The organism is Allorhodopirellula heiligendammensis, assembly GCF_007860105.1.
Lineage (GTDB): Bacteria > Planctomycetota > Planctomycetia > Pirellulales > Pirellulaceae > Rhodopirellula > Rhodopirellula heiligendammensis.
Map to the genome: position 1 here is coordinate 1,722,500 of NZ_SJPU01000001.1, position 22,243 is coordinate 1,744,742.

27 protein-coding genes and 3 pseudogenes are annotated in these 22,243 nt (G+C 54.2%); 18 read left to right on the forward strand and 12 right to left on the reverse strand.

The genetic code is table 11. The features are described 5' to 3' along the window. Positions 1-3 precede the first annotated feature (3 nt). The 15 genes and pseudogenes from Poly21_RS06425 to Poly21_RS06495 form a co-directional block, all read left to right on the forward strand. On the forward strand, positions 4-1,488 hold the full coding sequence (locus Poly21_RS06425) for a Ycf46 family AAA ATPase (protein ID WP_146406074.1): 1,485 nt from the start codon (positions 4-6) through the stop codon (positions 1,486-1,488). A gap of 108 nt (positions 1,489-1,596) precedes the next feature. Then, a complete protein-coding gene (locus tag Poly21_RS06430) occupies positions 1,597-2,541 on the forward strand; it encodes a hypothetical protein (protein ID WP_146406075.1) in 945 nt (314 codons plus the stop codon). Next, positions 2,538-2,798: a hypothetical protein gene (locus Poly21_RS06435; RefSeq protein WP_302117866.1), complete on the forward strand. Its 261-nt coding sequence runs from the start codon at positions 2,538-2,540 to the stop codon at positions 2,796-2,798. Before Poly21_RS06430 ends, Poly21_RS06435 begins: the two co-directional genes overlap by 4 nt. Before the next feature lie 104 nt (positions 2,799-2,902). Beyond that, entirely contained in the window at positions 2,903-3,118 is a 216-nt protein-coding gene (locus tag Poly21_RS06440) for a hypothetical protein (RefSeq protein WP_146406077.1), read from the forward strand. A gap of 159 nt (positions 3,119-3,277) precedes the next feature. Then, positions 3,278-3,502, forward strand: coding sequence for a molybdopterin converting factor (locus Poly21_RS06445; protein WP_146406078.1), 225 nt, complete (start codon positions 3,278-3,280; stop codon positions 3,500-3,502). Then, positions 3,499-4,542 carry a hypothetical protein gene (locus tag Poly21_RS06450; RefSeq protein ID WP_146406079.1) on the forward strand — a complete coding sequence of 348 codons (1,044 nt, stop codon included), beginning with the start codon at positions 3,499-3,501 and terminating at the stop codon, positions 4,540-4,542. The genes Poly21_RS06445 and Poly21_RS06450 overlap by 4 nt, the downstream gene beginning before the upstream one ends. A 22-nt stretch (positions 4,543-4,564) precedes the next feature. After that, positions 4,565-5,083, forward strand: a complete 519-nt coding sequence (locus Poly21_RS06455) for a hypothetical protein (protein WP_146406080.1) — start codon at positions 4,565-4,567, stop codon at positions 5,081-5,083. Next, the gene (locus Poly21_RS06460) at positions 5,068-5,775 is read left to right on the forward strand and encodes a ThiF family adenylyltransferase (RefSeq protein ID WP_146406081.1); all 708 of its coding nucleotides are present in this window, start codon (positions 5,068-5,070) and stop codon (positions 5,773-5,775) included. The genes Poly21_RS06455 and Poly21_RS06460 overlap by 16 nt, the downstream gene beginning before the upstream one ends. Beyond that, positions 5,768-6,163 carry a hypothetical protein gene (locus Poly21_RS06465; RefSeq protein ID WP_302117867.1) on the forward strand — a complete coding sequence of 132 codons (396 nt, stop codon included), beginning with the start codon at positions 5,768-5,770 and terminating at the stop codon, positions 6,161-6,163. The genes Poly21_RS06460 and Poly21_RS06465 overlap by 8 nt, the downstream gene beginning before the upstream one ends. Positions 6,164-6,456: 293 nt before the next feature. Further along, a complete protein-coding gene (locus Poly21_RS06470) occupies positions 6,457-8,352 on the forward strand; it encodes a tellurite resistance TerB family protein (protein ID WP_302118466.1) in 1,896 nt (631 codons plus the stop codon). Between the two features lie 3 nt (positions 8,353-8,355). Beyond that, positions 8,356-9,672, forward strand: coding sequence for an ATP-binding protein (locus tag Poly21_RS06475; RefSeq protein WP_146406084.1), 1,317 nt, complete (start codon positions 8,356-8,358; stop codon positions 9,670-9,672). Continuing rightward, positions 9,669-10,610: a DEAD/DEAH box helicase gene (locus Poly21_RS06480; RefSeq protein ID WP_146406085.1), complete on the forward strand. Its 942-nt coding sequence runs from the start codon at positions 9,669-9,671 to the stop codon at positions 10,608-10,610. The genes Poly21_RS06475 and Poly21_RS06480 overlap by 4 nt, the downstream gene beginning before the upstream one ends. A 45-nt stretch (positions 10,611-10,655) precedes the next feature. Beyond that, on the forward strand, positions 10,656-10,841 hold the full coding sequence (locus tag Poly21_RS06485) for a transposase (protein WP_146406086.1): 186 nt from the start codon (positions 10,656-10,658) through the stop codon (positions 10,839-10,841). 248 nt (positions 10,842-11,089) lie between these two features. Further along, positions 11,090-11,284, forward strand: a complete 195-nt coding sequence (locus tag Poly21_RS27140) for a hypothetical protein (RefSeq protein ID WP_302117868.1) — start codon at positions 11,090-11,092, stop codon at positions 11,282-11,284. 69 nt (positions 11,285-11,353) lie between these two features. Beyond that, positions 11,354-11,731: pseudogene (locus tag Poly21_RS06495) on the forward strand (IS110 family transposase); the annotation flags it as partial. 343 nt (positions 11,732-12,074) lie between these two features. On the opposite strand, the gene Poly21_RS06500 reads toward Poly21_RS06495, so the two are convergent. The 3 genes from Poly21_RS06500 to Poly21_RS06510 form a co-directional block, all read right to left on the reverse strand. Then, a complete protein-coding gene (locus tag Poly21_RS06500; protein WP_146406089.1) occupies positions 12,075-12,317 on the reverse strand; it encodes a hypothetical protein in 243 nt (80 codons plus the stop codon). Positions 12,318-12,437: 120 nt separating this feature from the next. Next, the gene (locus tag Poly21_RS06505; RefSeq protein WP_146406090.1) at positions 12,438-12,899 is read right to left on the reverse strand and encodes a hypothetical protein; all 462 of its coding nucleotides are present in this window, start codon (positions 12,897-12,899) and stop codon (positions 12,438-12,440) included. A 129-nt stretch (positions 12,900-13,028) separates the two neighbouring features. Continuing rightward, positions 13,029-13,466 (reverse strand): hypothetical protein, encoded by a 438-nt coding sequence (locus Poly21_RS06510; protein WP_146406091.1) that lies wholly within the window; start codon positions 13,464-13,466, stop codon positions 13,029-13,031. Positions 13,467-13,999: 533 nt separating this feature from the next. Between Poly21_RS06510 and Poly21_RS06515 the strand changes: the two genes are divergently transcribed. Then, positions 14,000-14,251, forward strand: a complete 252-nt coding sequence (locus tag Poly21_RS06515) for a hypothetical protein (RefSeq protein WP_146406092.1) — start codon at positions 14,000-14,002, stop codon at positions 14,249-14,251. Positions 14,252-15,100: 849 nt separating this feature from the next. On the opposite strand, the gene Poly21_RS06520 is transcribed toward Poly21_RS06515, so the two are convergent. Next, entirely contained in the window at positions 15,101-15,790 is a 690-nt protein-coding gene (locus tag Poly21_RS06520) for a S1 RNA-binding domain-containing protein (RefSeq protein WP_302117869.1), read from the reverse strand. Positions 15,791-15,868: 78 nt separating this feature from the next. On the opposite strand from Poly21_RS06520, the pseudogene Poly21_RS28460 reads away from it, so the two are divergent. Further along, positions 15,869-16,312 (forward strand): annotated as a pseudogene (locus Poly21_RS28460) (tyrosine-type recombinase/integrase); the annotation flags it as partial. Positions 16,313-16,365: 53 nt separating this feature from the next. Beyond that, positions 16,366-17,242, forward strand: a pseudogene (locus tag Poly21_RS28465) (IS91 family transposase); the annotation flags it as partial. A gap of 340 nt (positions 17,243-17,582) precedes the next feature. Here the strand turns inward: Poly21_RS28465 and Poly21_RS06535 are convergent. The 8 genes from Poly21_RS06535 to Poly21_RS06570 form a co-directional block, all read right to left on the reverse strand. Further along, on the reverse strand, positions 17,583-18,095 hold the full coding sequence (locus Poly21_RS06535; RefSeq protein WP_146406094.1) for a hypothetical protein: 513 nt from the start codon (positions 18,093-18,095) through the stop codon (positions 17,583-17,585). A 189-nt stretch (positions 18,096-18,284) separates the two neighbouring features. Next, positions 18,285-18,614 (reverse strand): hypothetical protein, encoded by a 330-nt coding sequence (locus tag Poly21_RS06540; protein ID WP_146406095.1) that lies wholly within the window; start codon positions 18,612-18,614, stop codon positions 18,285-18,287. 6 nt (positions 18,615-18,620) lie between these two features. Continuing rightward, complete coding sequence (locus tag Poly21_RS06545) at positions 18,621-18,806, reverse strand: hypothetical protein (protein WP_146406096.1); 186 nt, start codon at positions 18,804-18,806, stop codon at positions 18,621-18,623. A gap of 150 nt (positions 18,807-18,956) precedes the next feature. Further along, a complete protein-coding gene (locus Poly21_RS06550; protein ID WP_146406097.1) occupies positions 18,957-19,547 on the reverse strand; it encodes an RNA-dependent RNA polymerase family protein in 591 nt (196 codons plus the stop codon). 73 nt (positions 19,548-19,620) lie between these two features. Beyond that, complete coding sequence (locus tag Poly21_RS06555) at positions 19,621-19,863, reverse strand: hypothetical protein (protein ID WP_146406098.1); 243 nt, start codon at positions 19,861-19,863, stop codon at positions 19,621-19,623. Between the two features lie 144 nt (positions 19,864-20,007). Beyond that, entirely contained in the window at positions 20,008-21,141 is a 1,134-nt protein-coding gene (locus Poly21_RS06560; RefSeq protein WP_302117877.1) for a serine hydrolase domain-containing protein, read from the reverse strand. A gap of 170 nt (positions 21,142-21,311) precedes the next feature. Then, a complete protein-coding gene (locus Poly21_RS06565) occupies positions 21,312-21,668 on the reverse strand; it encodes an iron chaperone (RefSeq protein ID WP_146406100.1) in 357 nt (118 codons plus the stop codon). 143 nt (positions 21,669-21,811) lie between these two features. After that, a complete protein-coding gene (locus Poly21_RS06570; RefSeq protein WP_146406101.1) occupies positions 21,812-22,174 on the reverse strand; it encodes a hypothetical protein in 363 nt (120 codons plus the stop codon). Positions 22,175-22,243: the final 69 nt, after the last annotated feature.

The following is a 22,243-nucleotide window of genomic DNA, read 5'->3' on the forward strand; positions in this document are numbered from 1 at the left end:
ACCTTGAAACTCAACACTCGCCTCACTGAGTACGTGAGAGCATGTTTTACGGGCATCTGGATCGAGTCCCACGAGCACCAGGATGCACTCACCGAAATCGCTCAGCTCTGCCGCGACCAAGAGTGGCAACTGGCTACCTGGGACATTGAAACCGGACTGAACGTTCCCGATCAACCGCAACAGGACACGATCGGCAACGATCCGTTGACCGCGATCCGGTCGATCAATGCACTCGCCTCGCCTGATGGCACAGCGATCCTCGTGCTGCAGAACTTTCATCGGTTCTTGCAGTCCGCTGAAGTCGTCCAGGCACTGGCACGGCAGATCGCGGCTGGCAAACAGAATCGCACGATCGTGGTCGTACTTTCACCGTTGGTGCAGATCCCGACGGAGCTCGAAAAGATGTTCGTGGTGATGGAGCATGACCTGCCCAACCACCAGGAACTCGATGAGATCGCCCGGGGAATCGCCACCGAAGAGGGAGAATTGCCGAAGGACTCCGAACTTCAAATGGTGATCGACGCGGCGGCTGGCTTGACTCGCATGGAAGCTGAGAACGCTTTCAGTTTGTCACTGGTCCGTCAGGAGCGGATCACTGCCGATGCGGTGTGGGAAATGAAGACCCAAACGCTAAAGAAAAGCGGTCTGCTTTCGCTGTATCGCGGCGGCGAGGATTTCAGCAGCCTGGGAGGCCTGTCGGCACTGAAGGCGTTCTGTAAACGGGCCATGCTGCAGTCGCACCGTGGCAACTCACGCAATCGACCGCGGGGCGTTTTACTTCTCTCCCCACCAGGATGCGGAAAGTCGCAATTCTGCAAAGCCCTCGGCAAGGAAGTCGGTCGGCCGGTGCTCAATATCGATGTCGGCAGCCTGATGGGTTCACTCGTCGGGCAGTCGGAGGAACGCACTCGCCAGGCACTGAAAATCATCGATGCGATGGCTCCCTGCGTGGCGATGATCGATGAAGTCGAAAAGGCATTCGCGGGAATGAACGGCAGTGGCGATTCCGGAGTCGCATCACGGATGTTCGGCACGTTCTTGTCTTGGCTGAATGACCATGAATCCGACGTTTTCGTCGTTTGTACAGCGAACGACGTTTCCAAGCTGCCACCTGAGTTCAGCCGCAGTGAACGTTTCGACGGTGTGTTCTTTCTCGACCTACCAAGTCGTGAAGAGAAGGATGCGATTTGGAAGCTTTATCGGGATCTCTATGAAATCGACTCCGCACAGGGTGCTCCCGATGACACCAACTGGACTGGGGCGGAAATCAAGTCGTGCTGTCGTCTGGCAGCGTTGCTTGATCTGCCACTAAATCAGGCGGCACAGAACGTGGTGCCGGTGGCGGTGACCGCGGCAGAGTCCGTGGGTCAACTGCGTTCCTGGGCTAGCGGTCGATGTCTGTCGGCCAGTCGCTCCGGCATCTATCAGCCGACCAACGGGACGCCGAAAGCTCGTCGCCGAGTCAATCGAGAACCGTCGAACAACTAACGTCCGTTTCTAATATCCGGCTTTTAAAATCCGGATTTTACCACCTAGCCGGGCGGTGTCCCCACTTGGGATGTCGCCCGGCTTCTTTCATTTCATAGGAGATTCAAAATGACAAGTGTGTTGGATGAACCCCGCTCGCAGGCTTCGACTTCGGCGAGTGATCGACTGCGGTCAACGATGGCCGCGGCCAGGCTCAGTTTCAACTGGCTCGGCGTTCGCAAGACCCTGACGTCCGAACAGAAAACTCAGGCTGCCGATTCCTTCGACGCTGAGTCGAAGTATCTGTCGGCGTCAAAGAAGCTGATCGATACGACCCACCCCGCGTACAAAGCCGTCACGTCGGTGCGATCGCGAGCAGTGTCGTACTGGAAGACGGTGTCGCTGCCCTATCCCGAACCGGGATTGCGGCTCATCAAACGTGAAACCATCGGTGACTTTGACTCACAGATGGAGGCGTTTCGGGATGAGTTGGCTGTTGCCGTTTCCGAACTTGATCTGCATTTCACGGAAATGCGTGAAGCCGCTCGTGACCGACTCGGCGACCTGTTCGATGTGAGTGATTACCCAGCCTCGCTGGTCGATGAATTTGCGATCACGCATGACTTTCCGGCTGTCGAGCCGCCCAACTACCTGCGGCAGCTCAACCCCGAAGTCTATGAATCGGAATGTCGCCGCGTGCAGTCTCGTTTCGTCGAGGCCGTCGAACTTGCCGAGCAAGCGTTCTTGGAAGAACTCGCGAAGCTCGTCGAGCACTTGACTGAGCGGATCGCTGGCCAAGAAGACGGCAAGCCGAAAGTGTTTCGCGACTCGGCGGTGACGAACCTGAACGAATTCTTCGATCGTTTCCGATCTCTCAACATCGGTTCGAACGAACAACTCGATCTGTTGGTCAGCCAGGCTCGAGCGGCAGTGAGCGGCGTCGGCCCGCAGGAACTGCGAACCAGTGAACAACTTCGCCAGAGTGTTTCCACTCGAATGGCGTCGGTGCAAGCTGGTCTCGATCAACTGCTGGTTGATCGTCCACGCCGCAACATCCAGCGACGACCCCGATGAGCGGTGACATGGAAATTGTCATCACGCCGGCTGGGATTGTGCGAACCGTGTACTGCGAAGCGATCGAGCTTCACAGACTCGGGAGCATCGATATACGCCGTGGATCGCACGTCGAACCCACCGACGACGGCCAATGGATGGCCGATCTTTCACCCGTTGACGGTCCGATGCTCGGTCCGTTCGACATTCGTAGTGAGGCACTCGATGCCGAACTTCAATGGCTCAACGAGCGCTGGCTTTTGCCAGCGTCCCGCTAAGCCTTCACCAATCGACTTGATTCTTTCCTAGCCCTCGCGACTTGGCACCATGCCGATCGACGAGGGCTTTTTCGTTGACACCTTCCAACTCAGGAACCATGCACATGTTTCAAGCTGAAATGTACCGCAACATTGCTCGTACCACCGGCGAATCTGTCTCCACCATCAAGCGTCTCGGCTTTCTGATCGCCAATCCCTCGCAGCCGATCAGCGATCCGGAAGCCGAACACCTCGGCCCCCACGTCATCGACTGGGACGAGTTCGAGGCCCACCAAGAGGAGTTCGATGCGACCACATCATTTGAGTTCGCAGCGTTGTAAACCGTACACCGGTTTCACCGTTGCAATCCACGATCGGCGGCACTCTGAACGTGTCGCCGGTCGTTCTTTTGTCTCCCGCGGAACCCGACGCCGACGACACCAACACACGCCGGCGACGACCGCACATCCCCATCACAACAAACCCAGGAACCACAAACCATGAAGATTCTGTTCATCAACAACGACGGCGCCGGATTCGCCAATCACATCGACATCGAAGCGGACACGACGGTGCAATCTCTGTTCAACCAACGCATCGGTGAAGGCAGGGAATCGAACTACTTGATTCGCGTCAACCGCCAGCCTGTCTCCAGCGACCAAATCCTGATCGAAGGAGACCGTGTCTCGATCACGCCAACCAAGATCGAAGGTGCGGCATCGTGAATCGCCTCACTCCACAGAGCCGCCGCACCGTCAAGCGTGCTTGGCGGATGGCGGGACTCGTCAAGACGGCCGTTGATCGTCATTGCTCACAGCAGGAAAAGACGCTTCGAGTCCCATCGGCGGATAAGGTGAAGCGATGGCAACGTTTGATATCAGTCGCTAGGTCACGTCAATATCACGGTGCTGAGCGATCGCTTGGCAAGCGTATGCTTGACGCTCTGAACGATCTTCAACGCGAAGTCGATGACGCCATTTATGTGGCAGCCGCGTCGATGGCTCCACGACGTAGCATTTCGCTAGCTGGTGTCACAGCCGACCTGTTGGCGATCGAAGCTGAGTTTCCCGCCTGTGATTTTGACTTTACGAAGAAAACCATCGCGGTCACCACTGAACCCATCGAGATCGAGTACACCCACCTCGGTGCCTTCCGAATCGAACTGGAGCTGAAGTATCTGGGACAGTCCTGTCCCTACCGCGTGGTAGCAGTTGATCCAAACCCAACGACCAGCTGTGACTCGACGACTCATCCGCATGTTCAGTCGGAAACGCTGTGCGAAGGCGAAGGCCACGGGCCGATCAAGTTGGCTCTGACTGAAGGACGACTGCATGACTTCTTCACTGTCGTGAATCAAATCCTGCACACCTACAACCCACACAGTGCCTACACAACGCTGGGTGACTGGTCGGGCACCGAGTGTCGGGACTGCGGCAGCACGGTTGATGAAGACGACCTTTGCTCGTGTGATCAATGTGACGCCCAGATCTGCAGCGGTTGTACGTGCTCATGTGACGGTTGCAGTGAAACTCACTGCGACGACTGCATGACGAAGTGCGAAGGCTGCCAAGACTCATTCTGCGGAAGCTGCATTTCAAGCTGCGACCGATGTAACAAACCCTTTTGCCAAGACTGTCTAACGGAGGAGAAATGCGATGATTGCGTTAACGAAGAAGAAGGGGAGTCGACGTCGGATCCCAGCGAGGAATCGTCAGAGCCTGCGGTTCACGCCCTATGCGTGGGCGAAACTGCTATTCCTGCGTGACCTGGGAAACACCGAGGTCGGAATGTTCGGTATCACCAGTCCCGACGATCTCCTGTTGATCGAGTCGGTCGCGATGGTTCAGCAAATCTGCACGCCTGTTACGGTGTCGTTCGATGACGCCGCAGTTGCGGACTATTTCGATGATCAGATCGACGAGGGGCACACGCCGGAAACGTGTGGACGAATTTGGCTGCACACGCATCCCGGCTCGTCACCGCTACCCAGTGGCACGGACGAAGAGACATTTCAGCGTGCCTTTGGCTCTCCGGACTGGGCCGTGATGTTCATCGTCGCACGCGGCGGCGCCACTTACGCTCGGCTGCGAATGAACGTCGGTCCGGGCTGCAATAAGCGGCTTGCCGTCGAAGTTGACTACGACACGGAATTCCCGGAGGCGGATCAAGATCTTTGGGAATCTGAGTACGAAGCCGCTGTCACGGTTCATGATCCGTTTACTCGGCGTCCGAGGACACTGAGCAGTGATCCCTTTGAGTGGCGGGATGACACCGGCTGGTCGGAAAGTGAATGGGTGGCATCTTGAATACCAACCAAGATCGTTTCGAACGTCAAGCGAGTCTCGTTCCGCGAGATCGTATCCGGGAAACCAGCGTCACGGTGATCGGCGTCGGAGCGATCGGTCGTCAAGTCGCACTGCAACTCGCTTCGATCGGCGTCACGAAGTTGCAATTGATTGACTTCGACACCGTCGAGCTGACCAACGTGACCACGCAAGGCTACCGGGCCGATGAGATCGGGCAAGCCAAGGTGACGGCAACGATGTTGGAAGTCGAACGCATCGATCCGTCGATCGAGATCGATTTCATCATTGACCGCTTCCGCTCAATGCACCGCGTCGGTGACGTCGTGTTCTGCTGCGTCGACAGCATCGCGACGCGGGCAACGGTGTGGCGATGCCTTCAAAGGCGGATCCAACTGCTGATCGATACCCGGATGAACGGCGAGACGATTCGTTTACTGACGGCTGAGCCCAGCAAATCACGTCACCGTTACGAATCGACGTTGTTCGCCCAGGGTGACGCTCACGCAGGAACCTGCACAGCAAAATCGACAATCTACGCAGCATCCATTGCCGCGGGCTTGTCCGTCCATCAATTCACACGCTGGCTACGCGACATGCCACTGGACAGCGATTTCACCTTTAACTTACTCGCCAGCGAACTGAACGTCGCTGGCGAATTCACATCTTCCATTCAGGAGAACACATTTGCATAGTGCAATCACACTCGGCATTACGGCCGAAAGCTCACATGGACAGTCAGGCCCAGCCGTCCGAGTGTCCGTGCCCCTGGACGCTCAGGCCAGCAATGACGCGATTCTTGCTGCTGTCCGGCGTTGCCGGATGCTGGCAGAACAATCACTTCCGAACGAGCCGCAGCAGCGAGAGACCTCGCCAACCGCACCGACCCACCAACCATCGGTGAAACGCTTTGCGACAGAAAAACAAATCAACGCGATCGCGGTCATGTCAAAGCGACAAGGCATCACGCTCGACCGCACGCTTCACGATCGGTTTGGTGTTTCGGCACTCTCAGCACTGACCATCAGCGAGGCGTCCACGTTGATTGATGAGCTGAAGGGCAAACAACCCGCGTCGAAATAACGTTCACCTCACCCCGACTCACGAGCCCAGCCGGATCACATCCGGTTGGGCATCGTGAGCTTTTTTTTAGCTATCAGCCAAATGTGTTTGCACGCCCGATCGAGGGCAGAATCATTGACTGAGTACCCGGTCGGGATCGTCCGCAGGTCTTCGAATCATCCGATACAGAATGAAAAGAGGCAGTACATAGAACGGAACCGAGAATGTGTGCTTCCAGCTGAGAAAAGCGTCAATTGACATTCCGTGGGTGGTGAAGACCCCAAATCCCTGGCTCCACATACCGTCGCGATACAATTGCATCGCTACGGCCCTACTGGCCCAGCTATTACGACTGTTCTCCCTCTCAACGATACCAGTATCTCCGATGGCTTGCCTCAGGAAGAAAGGACCCTGACGTCGAACTTGGTTTCGTATTTATCTACTTCTACGGGCTTGAACGACGCGTATTGGTGGATCGGGCGGATCTCTTGCCGATCGCCGATGAGATCATGCGACTGCTGACGATCTACGGCCACTCCAACTCCTTTCGACGCTACGGAAGTTCATTGCTGTGGATGGCAATTTACTTGGCGTCGCAGTCAGGAGCATTGCCAGTAAAGGAGCTTACGAGCGCGATTAAATCAACTAAGACGTGGACGGACGATACGTTGGGCATTTGCCTTGGCATTTTGCAATCGAAGTCAATCTTGCTACCACCTCGACTTGCCCGGATGATTGCTGGTCGTGACGTCCGGTCGTCGTCAAGCGTGATCGTGAGTCGCCATGAGGAAGAGTTCAATAAGCTCTTCAAGATGAAGTATCAGGAGCGTTGCGGAAAAGGCATTCAGATGGACGCCGGTAAGCGACCAAAGCGGATTGATTATTATCCCGCGAGCGGCAGCCTGCTGCGCAATTTGCACTCGGCGAGTTTTCCGGAGATTCCGCCCCGACCTGATGTGCTCAGCAAGTCAGCCCAAGTCAAACCGCTTATCGTGATCTGGGAAGAATGCATCGAGTCGCTACGCACATTCAGTCGGGCGAAGAAGAAAGCCGACGACGTACTGACGAGCGACGTTTATGAATCGCTCCCTCTCGAGTTACGAAATGGTGCGCATCCAGAGGAAGAGGCCTGGCTCAATGCTTGGGAGTCCAATGTTGACGCGGATGATTGGCCAATCATTCCGGTAAGCGAACTCGCCAAAATCAAACAAATCGAATGCCGCGACCGATTAACGAAAACTCAGTGCAATCGCATCCTAGCCACGGCCGACATAATCGGCTTCGGCGTTGAACCGGACGCTCGCATCACCGGCAAGAACTACCGTTGGGACGAGAAGGTTACCTTGTTCTTCCACGACGGCAAGCTTTTGGATGATCCGACTCGCTACGCTGCGGCATCGGTGTTGCTTCGACTGGGAGCGAGTATCGCCGAGGCTGACGGAAGCGTAGACGTTGAAGAACTTACTTTCATCAACGAACATCTCCAAGGGCAGTTCAATTTAACTGAAGCCGAGTCGAAGCGGCTGGATCGACTCCAGTATTTGTTGCTGCACTCACGTTCTGGCGACAATGCAATCAGCAAGACGTTGGCTCAAAAGCTTCCGTTGAAACTTCGTCGACTAGTTGGCGAGTTCTTGGTTGGAGTTGCCGCGAGCGACGAGGTAATTTGCAAAGCGGAGTTGAAAGCTTTGCGAAGTGCGTACAGGTCGTTGGAACTGGATCCCACGGAACTCGATCGCTTGGTGCAACAGCATACCAAGGAGCGGGAAGCCAACGATGCGGAACCGGAGGAATTACATCTCGATCTAGATGCGGTGTCGAAGATCATGGCCGAGACTAGCCAAGTCGCGACATTACTCCGCGATGCAATGGCCGACGGAGACGATGATATCGATGATGAACCTGACAGCGAACCATCGGAGCCTGTGACGGAAACCGACACTCCAATTCTGGCGGAGTCCGATTCTGCGGAGAAAAGTGAAGGCTTTGACGGTCTCGATTCGCGTTACGCTCCGCTGCTCCAGGCGGTATTGCAGCAGCAAAACTGGACTCCTGCGGACTTCCGGACTCTCGCTGACCAGCACGGACTGATGCTAAGTGGTGCCGTTGAGGCCATTAACGAATGGTCTATGGACAAGTGTGGGGATTGGCTAATCGAAGAGGGCGATCCATTTGTAATTCACGTAAATTTGCTTGAGAGTTTTGGATAGACAATGATTCCGAATCGTGAACGTGCCGCAGTGCTTCAATCGCTTTCTGCCGGGGTGGTTCCCGCCATTGGGCTTCAACACATTCAAGTTGGCCGGCTGAAGGAAGTAGATGCCTTGGTAAACGACCTGAAGCTGGTCGAGGAGAAAGGTGCATCAGTTCGCTTCATCGTGGGGCGTTTTGGCAGCGGGAAAACGTTTTTTCTGAATCTGATTCGAAACGTCGCGCAGACGCGAAAGTTCGTCGTCGCCCAGGCTGACGTCACCACGGAGAGGCGGTTCCATGGCTCGGGCGGGCAGTCGCAGTCGCTGTACAGCGAGTTGATGCGGAATCTGTCGACACGTTCCAAACCCGACGGCAACGCTCTTCAAAATGTCATCGAGCGTTGGGTTGGCGAGATTGATCACTCGATCCGTGCCACAGGCGACGGTACGGAAGAAGACGTCAAGAAAGAATTTGTGCGAGTCCTTCGTCCGCTTCAGGATCTGGTTAGCGGTTTTGATTTTGTCAATGTTATCACGAAGTATTACGAAGGCTACACATCTCACAACGAAGCACTTCAAGCCAATTCGCTTCGCTGGCTCCGCGCAGAATACACAACAAAGACGGAAGCAAGGCAGGATCTTGGTGTCCGATCGATTATCGACGATTCCGGGTTCTACGACTACCTAAAGCTGTTCGCCGGCTTCGTTCGTTTGGCCGGCTACGCGGGATTGCTGGTGAATGTTGATGAGCTAGTGGTTCTGTCCCATCGACTCTCGAACACGCAAGCCAGAAACAACAATTACGAGGCGATCCTCCGAATCATCAACGATTGCCTGCAGGGACGCGCGGAGGGAATTGCATTTTTGTTCGCTGGTACTGACGAATGCCTAGAGGATCCAAGACGAGGGCTCTACAGCTACGAAGCGTTGGCGACTCGCTTGGCACCGAACCGATTCGCCGACGAGAAGCAACAAGATTATTCTTCACCGGTGATCAAGTTAGACAATCTAACGCCAGAAGACTGCTTAGTCTTGCTGATGAACATCCGACGTGTTCACGCCGGGAAACACCCAGAAGAGCATTTCATCCCGAAGGAAGGACTGATTGAGTTTCTGAAGAACTGCCAATCGAGAATGGGAGCGAATTACTTCCAAACCCCGCGAGAAACGATCAAGGACTTTGTGAGCCTGTTGAACATTTTGGAGCAAGATCCTAGCCGTGGATGGGAGGAACACCTTGGAAAGCTGACTTCTGGAGCGACAAAGCAAGGAACAGAAAATAGTTCTCCGGACGTTCCGACGCCTGGCAATGACGATCTAACAGAGTTTCGACTGTGAGTTCTTCGGAAGCGTTTGGGCTTTTGGCTCCGCCTATTCAACGTATCTTATGGGACATGCGTTGGCGTTCGCTTCGTCCCATTCAAGAAGCTTCAATTAAAGAGGTTCTGCAGAGCAATGCGGATTTGATCATTTCTGCGAACACCGCGTCAGGGAAGACGGAAGCGGCATTTCTTCCCGTTCTTTCAAGCCTTTACGCGGACCAGCGGCCTTCGATCCAAGCAGTCTACGTCGGTCCTCTGAAAGCGCTGATCAATGATCAATTTCGCCGGCTTGAAACACTCTGCGAACGAGCCGAGATCGCCGTGCATCGCTGGCACGGTGATGTTGATGCAGGACGAAAGCGACACTTGATTCAGAACCCGAGCGGGGTTCTGCTGATCACGCCAGAGTCGATTGAGTCATTGCTACTCAACCGAACCTCGCAAATCGCGAACGTGTTTAGGCATTTGAGTTTTGTTGTAATCGATGAGATTCACTCACTCGTCGGAATTGAACGAGGTACTCACTTACGAAGCCTTCTTTGGCGACTTCGTCGCCAGACGGAGCGGGACTTTCGTTTGATCGGACTGTCGGCAACGCTTGGAGATGCTTTTCCAGTCTACCAAGATTGGATGCGTCCGGACCACGATCGTGAAGTAAAGCTGATCGAAGGGAGCACGGAGGCAAAGCGATTACTCTACAAAATCCATGGCTTTCTCAGCCCACCGCCAAAGCCCGACAACGAAGACGATGAAGCTCCGTCGCTTCCCGTTGGCATCAGTGAAGCGATATATCGCCATTTTGTTGGGAAGAAGAATCTGATTTTCGCCAACAGCAAGTCGGATGTCGAGCAGTTTGCCGATGCATTAAATTTCCACTGCCGAAACGACGGAAGGACCGATGAGTTCTTGGTCCACCATGGGGCATTGAGCAAAGGTAACTGTTCACGGTTTTAAAACTGATATTCGCGGATTCGGCGATGTCGGTTAGAATTCTACGCCATGAGCACTGGGAACGGATGTCCGGAATGTGAACGCTGGGAGCAACGCTTCAATGAGTTGGAGATGGAGGGCACCAATAACAAAATCAAGACGCTCCAACGACAATCCTACGGCATTCGTGATCGCGAATACTTCGAACTACTGCTTTATTCGCTCCATCAGAAAAAGTACGCTTTAGTCGGATGAGCCATGTTTCCGATGACGTTCATTTTGACGTATACGGTGTCCATAGACTCAGTATTGCAAACGAATACACCACAGTGGAGGAGGAGTTAGCCGTAGAGATCTCATTCGGGGAAAGAATCCATGTAAGTCCAAGGTTTGACGGGTGGGAGCCATTCGTTAAAAAACTGGCGACTCAAACCCGTGATCTGGGCAGCTTGCGGCTGCCCGTCACATTCGCTCCACCCACCAAACACATGGAATGAAATCTCATGAAGATTCTCGCACTGGACCTCGGGAAATTCAACTCCGTTTTGTGCCTTTTCGACTCGAAAACTCGCAAAACGCAGTTTGTCACGACACCCACTACGAGAGAACACTTCGGTCTCATCTTCCAGGACACCAAGGCCGATTTGGTCGTCATGGAGGCCTGCGGCCCCTCGGGGTGGATCAATGATCTGGCATAACATCAAGGGCATGAAACACTCGTCTGCTCCACCAACGAAGAAGCCTGGCGATGGGCCAACGTCAAACGGAAAACTGACCGAGACGACGCTCTCAAGCTCGCTCGGATGGCCGCCATGGGTGAGCTCAAAGGCGTTCACACACCGACGCTGGAAAATCGTGAGTTCCGATCGCTCGTCAAATACCGCAAGACCCTCGACGGACGAATCAACAAAACCAAGAACGCCATCCGTGCGTGGTTCGTCAACCACGGGATCGAGATCGCAACCGGCGAGAAAGCCTGTTACTCCGGTCGCGAGCACATCAACTCGTTTCGCAAACCCCTGGCTGACTGTGGACCTGACGAACTTTGGAAAGGAGAACTCGACATCGAACTGACCATCCCTCGATTCGCTGACGGAGCAACTCACTGGTGCCGTCAAGAAGCTCGAAGCGATCGGCAAGAATGACGAGCGCGTCAAACGAATCCAAACGATCCCCGGAGTAGGACCACGAACCGCTGAAATCCTCGTCGCGTGTTTCGACGTTCTGTTGGACACGAAAACTGCCATCGTCACGCACTCACCACGAGCCATCGAGGCGGGCCAACATCATCGCTTCGCTCAACTCACCGCGGTCATGAATAAAACGTCGAAGCAAATCCCATACGTTCGATCAAGACACCACCCATCATCAATCGGCCTTCTTGAACAAAGCCCTTGAACATCGGCTCGTACCTCGCGATGTCAAAGGCTTACTGGTTATCCGTTTGTCCAGAGCGGGCAGGACCCGCAGACCATGCCCTGGCACCAGTCAATCAACAGTTGGCAATTCATCAAGCGATGTAGTAAGTCCAATACGCACCATCGTCCCGAGCATCACCGCTAGCCCGGCCCCGATCATTAGGACCGGAGGAGACCCCATGAGCATAGCCGACGCCACAGCGATCGGACTGCATATTGCGGCGAGAACACCGGCAGTGGCAAGCAAACCACCCCACTGGATTCTGCGAGCACCGTTTTGGTTTCCAACCAACGTAATTCTGAGTGGTTTCATGGCGATTCCTTGCGAATCGGAATTAAGGAATGTTTTCGATCGAATAACGGTGGACATCCCGGGGCACGGAGAGTGAACTGTCCATTGCATAAAAAGCCGCGAGCCGTGTTCCCGTGCATGTCATTGCCCCTCGAAATTCGAAGTACCGGTGAACCGTGCGATCAGGTCTTCCGCATGTTCCACGCGGGTCATGGCGTCCGCAAATGTTGCAGTACCAGAGTCGCCAAAGTCCGGAACGTGCCTTGGAGTATCGGGGTGCGAGTAGAATATACCATGTCCCGTGGGTGAAAGCAGTGCAACGTAGTCATCACGCATCAAGCAGTGGATGCAGAACCAGAAGCCCGGGGCAAGAATCGGTAGCTGGAGATTGAGTGTGAAAACTACGCCAGACGATGACGCCGACGGTCCGAGCCGTAGTTCGTAGGTTTCGTCGAAACCAGGAAAGCGAAGCGGTACCGTACCGGAAGAATCCACGATGCCGGAGTGAAACGGATCGAATGCGGGTAGTAGCCGACTAAGATGGAACGAAACGAATCGACCGTTGAGATACCGCTGTAGCGTTGCCGGTGGAACTGTGGCCATCGTTAGCGATCACGCAGGATGTTTTCTGTCGGGGAACGGCGGCGATCACCCAGTCGCGGCAAAAGGTTTTCAATTGTCAAAACGCCCGGCTCCGCGACTTGGGTGCATCGCTTGGTTCACCGCACTTGTCTACCCACATGCCATGTAATAGTCGAACGGCAAAATCAGGTATTGGTGTCCGCACCGCTCGCACTTCATGATCCCATCCTGAACGTTACCTTCGGTTTGTCCAACAGCCTTGGCGACGGCCGGAAAGCGAGCAGAGAACAAAAAGCTGGATTTTGCGAGGAAGTCGTGCAACCCAGGCGAATCGCGGATGATTTGCTTCACTGCCTCGGGATCGTCGTGACCATCACCAATCCTCTTGGTTTTGGACACGATCAAACGGTTCTTAGTGCCTGGAAACCGACGCAGAATCTGGTCGATGGTTTTAAGGTGGCAAAGTTCGGTATACAGCTCGTGGTACGAGGTCGACTCGAGAAGGAACTGCTTCTGCTCGTCGTTTATTTGATCAAGGGCCTTAGTATCACCACATTCAGGACATACCGTCTGCACGGGAATCGGCATACGGTCGACTGTAGGACAAAAGAGCGTCATTTTTTTGTCGGTGAACGAGGTAATTATCGCCGGTTGGCGGGGACGTCACCCGGCGATAAGGAGCTCGTGGGCCGATTATCGCTGGTTGGACCTTCGGTTCCCTCGGTGACACGGGAAGTGTTATCGCCGGTTCGAGGGAATATTATCGCTGGTTGGCGTCTGCTGAGTATGGGGGGTCTGGATTCTTGGGTCAAGCAAAATCCTGTACCAATTTCGGCCGTAAGACTTGACCTGTTATGCGGACATGCGACGAATCAGCTCGGTAGTGCTGCGGCGATGCAGTACGGCGGAGAGGACGCCCCCAGTCCTTGGAACGCCCCTAGCTCGCATCAAAAATGGTCGTGGAAGAGGGCGGTGGTCGTCACTGGGAGGCTGCGGGTAGTTGGGACGGAATCTGCTCTGTACGATCGACTCGGCGAGTTCCGCGTTGCCGTGTCGTGGGAGTTCACACCAGGCGACGTGATTGAGTTTCTCCGCGACCACCTGCGTCGCAAGACGCCTGCTTGGAAGCATCTGAAGATCATTCAGTCACTGATCTGTTATCGCCGTATACCCAGGCCGCTCCGTTTGATGACTTGAAGTTCATCCAGACGAAACTGGAAAGTCTCGCTCGTGGTGAGAGGGTCAAAGAAGAGGGACTGAGAGAATCAGGCGAGGTCACCGTTGACGAGATCCAAGACGTCACCGGTTTTATCGATCCAAGTGACAAGATGCTGTGTCCCCAGGCTCTGGTGGACCATGAGGCATCGAGTTGACAAGACCGCGAGAACGCAAACGTCTGCAGGAGGGCGATCGATGAAGCGATGCGCCAATCACATCCGAAGGCGTCACAGGAGCGTGAATGTCGAGGAAAAAACCGACAATTATCAATCTGCAAAGCAGACGTGTGGCGATTCTTGGTGTCGTCATCCGTCGCACCGGATTCGCAAACCGCACCACCGCCTGCATGTGGGCTGTCCGCGTGGAAGCAAAGCTTAAGGGGCGTTGGGTAAGCACCGGGCTTCCTGAACAAAGGACTCGAGCTTCGGCTAGGCATTCGCAATTCTGCCCGCGACGAACGAAGTAAATCGAATCCGAAAGTGACTTAACCGTCGCGTTTACGCGGAGTCAAATCCTCATTGGTTCGCCGTTGAGTATGTGTATGTGGAGTTTCGGCGATGAGCACAATTCTCGAGAGCGGTAACCAACGTCACCAGCGACTATTCAGCTTACGGACTACCGTAACCGAACGGGAGTAGAGAACCAGCGCAGCAAATCCAACCGAGGTTTACGAACGCAATAGCCATACCAGCAGCGGCGAACAATCCATGTGGTGTGGGTGCTGCGAGCATATCGAAAAAGAGCCGGTAAATTCCCAAAAGTATAAGGCAACACATGACCCCAGCAAGAGATCGAAATATCGGTCCGACACCGTTTGGTTTCATACGTGTGGGCTTCGGCTTGATTGAAAGGATCGAGGTCGGTTCGTATGGATTCAAAACAGGAAAGTCTTTCGCATCAAGCAGCTCGGATAACGGTAACGATCATGTGGCGGCGATCGAGGAGTGAGTGTTCAAAACCCGGCGTTCTCGCCGCTCACGTGCATCGAATTGCTCCCCATCTCGTCAGTTTGTTAGCGTGACGGTAACAGCGCGGGCGTCTGGAAGGACACGCGTGATTTCCACACCACATGCATCGCCAGGTACGAGGGCAAGGTCAGACGCACATAACATCACGAATGCACCAGGCACCAATTCAAGTAGATACCCCGAGGAGTTGTTGCATCTATCGGCAGACTGAACATGGCGGATGACCTTCGCAGTGTAGCGTCGGCCCTCTCGGAATGCGTCGGTCGCCCATGGGTTAGCAAATATCTGACGAATTGAGGCAACAATCTTACCGGACTCGTCGTCGATGTGAAGGATCTTCACCGTGATAGAATCGCCAACGTTAGCAAACTGCTTGCACGAGCAGAACGAAGCCGTCCACGATAGTTCTGGAATCAGTACCAAGACTTGGGTGTGATCATCGTCCGCGCAAAAGATTCCGTACGTCTGGACCGACGTCACGGTGACGTCCACAATTTGACCGACATGTGGCGTCAATTGCTTTCCTGAGTCGGGGAACGTCGAGCGTAACCGGGCGGCGACGTTACGTGTTGATTTCAAATTCCGCTGGATTCGCCGCTCCGGTTCACGCAATTGTTCAAGTAAGCCGCTATCGCGGCGGGGTGGTGAGGTTAAGTATTTCGGTCGTGATTGTAGCATGATCACATGGCGCAGGCATGTTTCCTTGGTTGTTTCTTTTTCTCTCACCAAGGAGACCTTTTGATGGTCCACTACGATCACCCTCCCAAATCCTCGCGTTACTTCGACGGCTCACTCTATCAGACGATGAGCGAAGACCTGCAACTGGCTGGCTTCAGCAAACGAACCCTACACGGATACCTGCGAGCCGTCAGGCAACTCGCTGATTGGGCGCGAACTCAGCCCGATCGGATTACCGAGCGGCAACTCCGACACTACTTTCTCTACCTCAAAAACGAAAAATGCTTCGCCTACGGATCTATCCGCGTCGCATTCTCCGGCATCAAGTTCTTTTACACTCGAACTTGCAAGCGTGACCGGGAAACTCTCGCCACCATGAAGCTACAGCAGGCCAAGACCCTCCCTGAAGTTCTCACTATTGATCAGGTCCACGCCATCATCGACGCGTGTCGTGTCGAATGTATTGCCTTGTTCTACTGGACCACCTACTCGATGGGCCTCCGACTCGACGAGACCAGGAACCTGCAGGTCGGTGATGTTGATGGCAAACGCATGATGGTTCACATTCACCGTGGCAAGGGAGCCAAAGATCGGTACGTACCGCTGCCAGCGGAAACACTGAAGTGGTTACTTTCACGGTGCCCCGGGAGATTGGCTCGGTGCTGCGCGTCCATCAACGCGAAGGCTACCGAAGTCTGTTCGATGCCAGCAGCCAGAGCATCCGAGATGTTGGTGCGGCAACCAAGAGCTTGAAAGGATGTCAGCTCGGCTTTTTCGGGGTGCTGCATACTTGGGGGCGTGACCCAGCGGTCTATCATCCTCACGTTCACTATATCGTTCCCGGCGGCGGAGTGAAGTTAGATACTGACGGACAGCCTGAGGCTTGGCAGAGCACACCGAAGAATTTTCTATTTCATCATGGCACGCTGGTGCAAGTCTACAAGGCGAAGCTTGCCGATGAACTGCGAGCTTGCGAGTTGTACGACCGCGTCCCGGTGTCGGCTTGGGACAAGAATTTGTCGTCGACATTCAAGCCGTCGGCCATGGCCTTGCCACGTTAATATAGTTGGCCCCCTACGTGCATCGCATTGCACTCAGTGACAAGCGAATCGTGAAAGTAGACGACTTATCGATGACTTATCGATGACTTACACGGTGCGTCCATCGAAGTCCACGTCGACAGTGACGCGGACTGTCAAGGGATAAGCATTCGTAGAAGGCTTCGCCCAGCACGTGCTTCCCGCTGGCATTCAAAAGATCCGGCAATACGGTTGGATGAGTTCAGGCTCGAAGGTCAAGCTCGACGAAGTCCGTTGGCTGGTGTGGCTATTTTTGGGATGGACGTTCTGGCTGGCTAGTGGACATGCGCCGCAGGAGAAACCGCTTTCCGCGCCCCTGCGCTGCTCAGACTGCGGTGGCGAGTTGCGTGTGGTCGAAGTGACTTACGATCCAATCGTGTGTAGTAATGAGCGAGCACTTGGATACTTCGACAGCGGATGATGTCAGGCAATACCACCAAGCGAATCGATTCAATCCGAACGTCATCGGGAATGCGTCCGCTCGAGTTCTGCGCCGACTTCAATCAAGTCCCAACAAATCCAGCTTTCGACGTTCTGTTGGACACGAAAACTGCCATCGTCACGCACTCGCCACGAGCTATCGAGGCGGGCCAACATTATCGCTTCGCTCAACTCACCGCGGTCATGAATAAAACGTCGAAGCAAATCCCATACGTTTGACCAAGACACCGCCGATCATCAACCGGCCTTCTTGAACAAAGCCCTTGAACATCGGCTCGTACCTCGCGATGTCAAAGGCTTACTGGTTATCCGCCGAATAGCTATTCGACACAAAGCACCGGGTAGTTATCAAAGGTGATGTGATCCGGGGACCGGCGATCTCCGAAGTATATTTCCAGTCGGCCAATCAGTCGATAGTCCTTCCACTTTGGGTTGCGGACATAGAACCGGAGATTTAGGTTCCCGTCGCCAGGCATTTCGGTATCGTGCAAAAGTTTCCGAAACGTTCGAGTTGCGGGGTCGTAGTCGGATTGCTCGAACCAGATGGTTTTCAGTTCGATCGCACCGATGAGTTGTTCGTGTGGTAGCTTGTCTTGATATGTGAATCGCACCTCAGTCACTCGCCTAGCCGTCGGCGCAGGGTTAGTGGTTTCGATATCCCATGAGCTTGCCTCGTAGTTCGGTACGGCCTCGAACATTGGTGGCGATGAACGCTGTATCGTGAAGAATATGATGGATGCGATTACAGCTGCAGGAATCCCCAGGACTAGGATGGCGAACGAGACACCACCCCCGAAGAGGGCGATCAGCCAATTGTCACGGTTACTGGTCAAGGGCAAAGTCGCGTAAGGATTTCAGTGGGATAACGTTGGAATTCACGCGGTGGCGGGAGTTGATCGTCCACTTCGACAAGCACGCCACCGCCACTCGCGTGCAATTCTCTGGTTATCGCAATCATACACGATTCGCCGCGTCTTTGTGGGATGCCTCTGTTGCAGCTGACATGACTTACAAAGCAATGCTCAAGGCGCTGGAATTACGTAGGACGGATCTAAGTAGGCCGCGAGATAAAGCGTCTGAAGATACGCCGCACCAAGCAGACCAATCACGACAGCCCACGAAGCCGAGCGGCGCGGAGAACGAAAACAAGCGACGACACCGATGACGACACCGGGAATGCAAAGCGACGCAAACCAGAACACAAATGCGAATAAATATGGAGGTACGAAGCCCGCCATCGCAACACCACTGATCCCGGCTAGAGAGAACAAGAAACCGATACGTCCGGCAGTATTTCGCTCGATGCGCGACGACGCACAAAGCGTTGATGGCGACTCGTATGGATTGCCCATGAAGGCTTAACTCTCCTCGCGGCTTACATGGATCCAGTCCGTCCGCATGTGCGTGCAGCGCCGACTGAACACCCACAGCATCCGTTTGCGATAACGGTACCGATCAGCCGGCGGCGACGGTTGATCATCGACTTCAAAACGCCCGACTTCGCCGCTCGGGGTGAGTAGATCGAAGTCTTTCGAGGTTAGCATAGTGTTGATTTCCTCCGTTTCCTAGCGGTTTCCCGCGCATGGTGCCCTATCAGCCTATCCATTCTCAATTGAAAATTCGACCCCTCCCAGAACCGGACTTGCGCCGTTAACGCATCCGGCTCCCAGCCATCACCTGTCACCATTAACATGTCAGTTGCTCCGCGTCATTGCAATCAAATCCGTTATCTTTCCAGGCGTCGCAAGCGGGTGACGCTTGCAGTACGTTCGGAATTCATCCCAGCTCACATAAGTGCGCTGGCTGCGACGGTTCAACCAACGACGAGCAAGCCATTTGACTTGCTCCAAGAACACCATCAACTCCGGCCAATTGTCATTGATCGAGTAGTATTGATAGTGCCCTCGTATTTTCGCGTTGAGCTTCTTCCAGACTTCGCGTTGCCGCTCAATGAGTACCGAGTGAAACCACTCTTTCATATCTTGCAGCTTCTGTCGCAGTTTCTTCCTCGCAGTTCGCCTTGTCAGTTTAAATTTGCCTGCGCGGCTGACGCCGCAGTAATGAGTGAAACCGAGGAAGTCAAAAGTGCTTGGACGCCCTTCGCCATGACGGGCGGAATCCCGCGCAGCGAAACGTCCAAAACGAAGCAACTTCGTCTTCTCCTCTGCAACCTCCAACGAAAACCGGCCCAGCCTTTTCGACAATACCGTTTGGAATGCCCGTGCATCGGATTCGTATTGAAAACAGCAAATGAAATCATCCGCATACCCAGACGGGAGTCTCACCCGCTCGTCTTCAAACTATTTCCAGTCCGTACTTGCATCCGATGGTTCGCCGTATCGTGAATCGCCGTCTGGGTCATCGATCCGCGATTCCCATCTCGCGGTCATTGGCAGCTCTACCGATCAACCGACGAGTGAGTAGTGAGGCAGCTAGGACAGGAAGCCCAAAGATGGCGGCACCCGCTGCAGCATTGAAGAAAGCGATGCCGAAAAGCGATCCTGCGAGTGTCGGCACAATAATCCACAGTAGTACGTTTCGCTCCTTGTGGCGTCGCCTCGGGCGGTTGGAGCTCTGTTCATCATCGTGTGAAGATTGCATTTGATGCCTCAGCAACGAGTGATAGTGAATAAAAACAAATCTTGACTGCAGTCGGGGAACGGCAGCCGTCACCGAGGACGGCCAATGTGTTTTCCATTTTCAATTGCGTTACGCCGTCCTTCGCGTGCACGGCATGGTTCTGCCCTAATTTCTCAAAAATATCGGTTGAAGAACAGCCTCAAGTTCACTTGCAATAGCATCCAGCCGGAGGTTCGATGAATTGTCGAGAACCACCAAGCAGCAGCGGCTATCTGAGTATCTAACAATATAGGTGTTTGCGCCCAGCCATGCTCCGTTATGCCAATGACGGTTTCGCTCGATCATCCATCCGAAACCGTACTCGGATCTACTCCCGTCGCTCAGCCTAGGCCGATCAAATGCTTGTTGAAGTAGCGCATCGGACAAAAGTGGGCTGCCGTACCAAAACTCATTCCAGATCACGAAGTCATTTAGGCTACAGAAAACCGCACCATCTCCGGCGACGCCGTCGAGCCAAGTAGTGTCGACTGGCGTACGTTCATCGTCAAGTTGATCGAAGTCACCTGCTTGGTTTGCTGAGCGACTGTCTGACATTAGGTTCCAAACCCGCGAATCATGCATGCCCAGCGGGTGAAACAGCTCTTCAGACATAAACTCCTCGTAGCTAACTCCTGATGCAGCCTCGATTACCCCGGCGAGCAACACATAGTTCGTGTTGCTGTACTCCATGGCGGCATTGGGCGAACGCTCTGGTTTCGTGTGCATTGACACCAGATCCACGACATTTGAAATCGTCAGTGTGTCACCGAAGGTTTCGCGGTGTTTCTCCGCAAGACTCATGTACTGACCTGGAATCCCAGATGTTTGGTTGAGAAGGTGGCGAATCGTCACCTTCTCAATCGCAAAACCTGGCAGGTGTTTGGCGACCGGATCATCCAGTTGCAGTAGCTCCATCTCGGCCAGTCGCAATATTCCAGCTGCAGTGAATTGTTTGGAAACTGATGCGAGGCGAAGAGCCGTGTGACTATCAAGTTCAGTGGTTGCAGTGTGGTCAACAAATCCGCACGTCTTGGACAGCAGAACGTCACCGTCTCGAACAATGAGCACGACTCCATTGAAATTGTGGTCGTCATGCTGCTCATCGAGCCAACGATCGATAGATGAGATTCGATCCAGTTCCGTTGCGTCCGGCTTGACGTCAATTGAATCAACTTGCAGCAGTGAGTAGACATAGTAGCCGAATCCACAAGCGAACAGCATCAGTCCGGCAAGCGTGACTATCGATGTCGACACAATCATCAAAAAGATCTTTCTACGCACAAAACCAACCATCAATTGCGTGAACGTAATCCCATAGGCAGAACGTTTACGCTAACCCGGTTGCCGCGAGCGAGCATCCATCTCGAAAACCCGTGATCGGCAACTCGGGTTCAGCGTCTTGTTATCCGCCGCGTGGCAATCCGTTGCGATTAAAGCCCAAGCGCTTTTCGCGATGCAAGAGCCAGCTTTTTGACCAGTTTGTCGGGAATAGGCTTTTTTGTTGAAAACGTAACACCTGTCTTGGTTGCAGTGAGTCCTGCGGCAGCAATATCGTCGGCCAGGGCGGTTATGGCGTCTTTGCTTACGTAGAGCCCACATTGCTTGCTGAATGCCGCGTAGCCCACAATGATCGCCTTTCCGAACCCGAACCCGGGCATATCGTACATGATTAACTCCTCTGCGTCAGGTAGAACTTTTGCGAGTTGTGCGCGAAGTTGAACCAACAGAGGTTGAAACGTCTCAGGTGCCGCAGCGATATAGGCGTCGTGGTCTGTGAATTTTGTCATTCCAAAAAGCTCTCGAAGCGATTGAGTTGTCGTCGGGCGCGCGAGTTGGATTTCAGTCGGATAAGGTCACGCGTCACCCGGCACGCGCGAGAGATTTTCCATTTCAAGGCCGCCCGATTCGCGTGCTCGGGTGCACGCGATGGTTACCCGCCCTCGTCGGGCAATTCGTCGAGTGACTTACGTGGCCAAGCATGATCGGCAGCCCATCGATCTGCATCTTCCAACGAATCGAATCGCGGATACGCGTGTTCTAGGAGATACGCTACAAACGCATAGTCCTCAACGGCATCGTCGTTCATCTGGATCATGATACCGCAGTAAGGATTCCACCAGCAACCATTGTAGCCCAGCGGATGCGACTCTGATCGCACCAAAAAAGGGAAACGATCTTCCGATGCTCCCTTGAGGGCGGCCATGTCGACACCATCGTATTGCCCCGCGAACCGAGCAAGTTGGTCAACGGAAAACTCTTCATGTGCGTAGGAGACGAAACGCTGTTCAGCCATAGAGCATTCCGTGCGGGTAACGAGGTAATTATCGGTCCATCCGGGATTGTCGTGGGTAAATCCAGCATG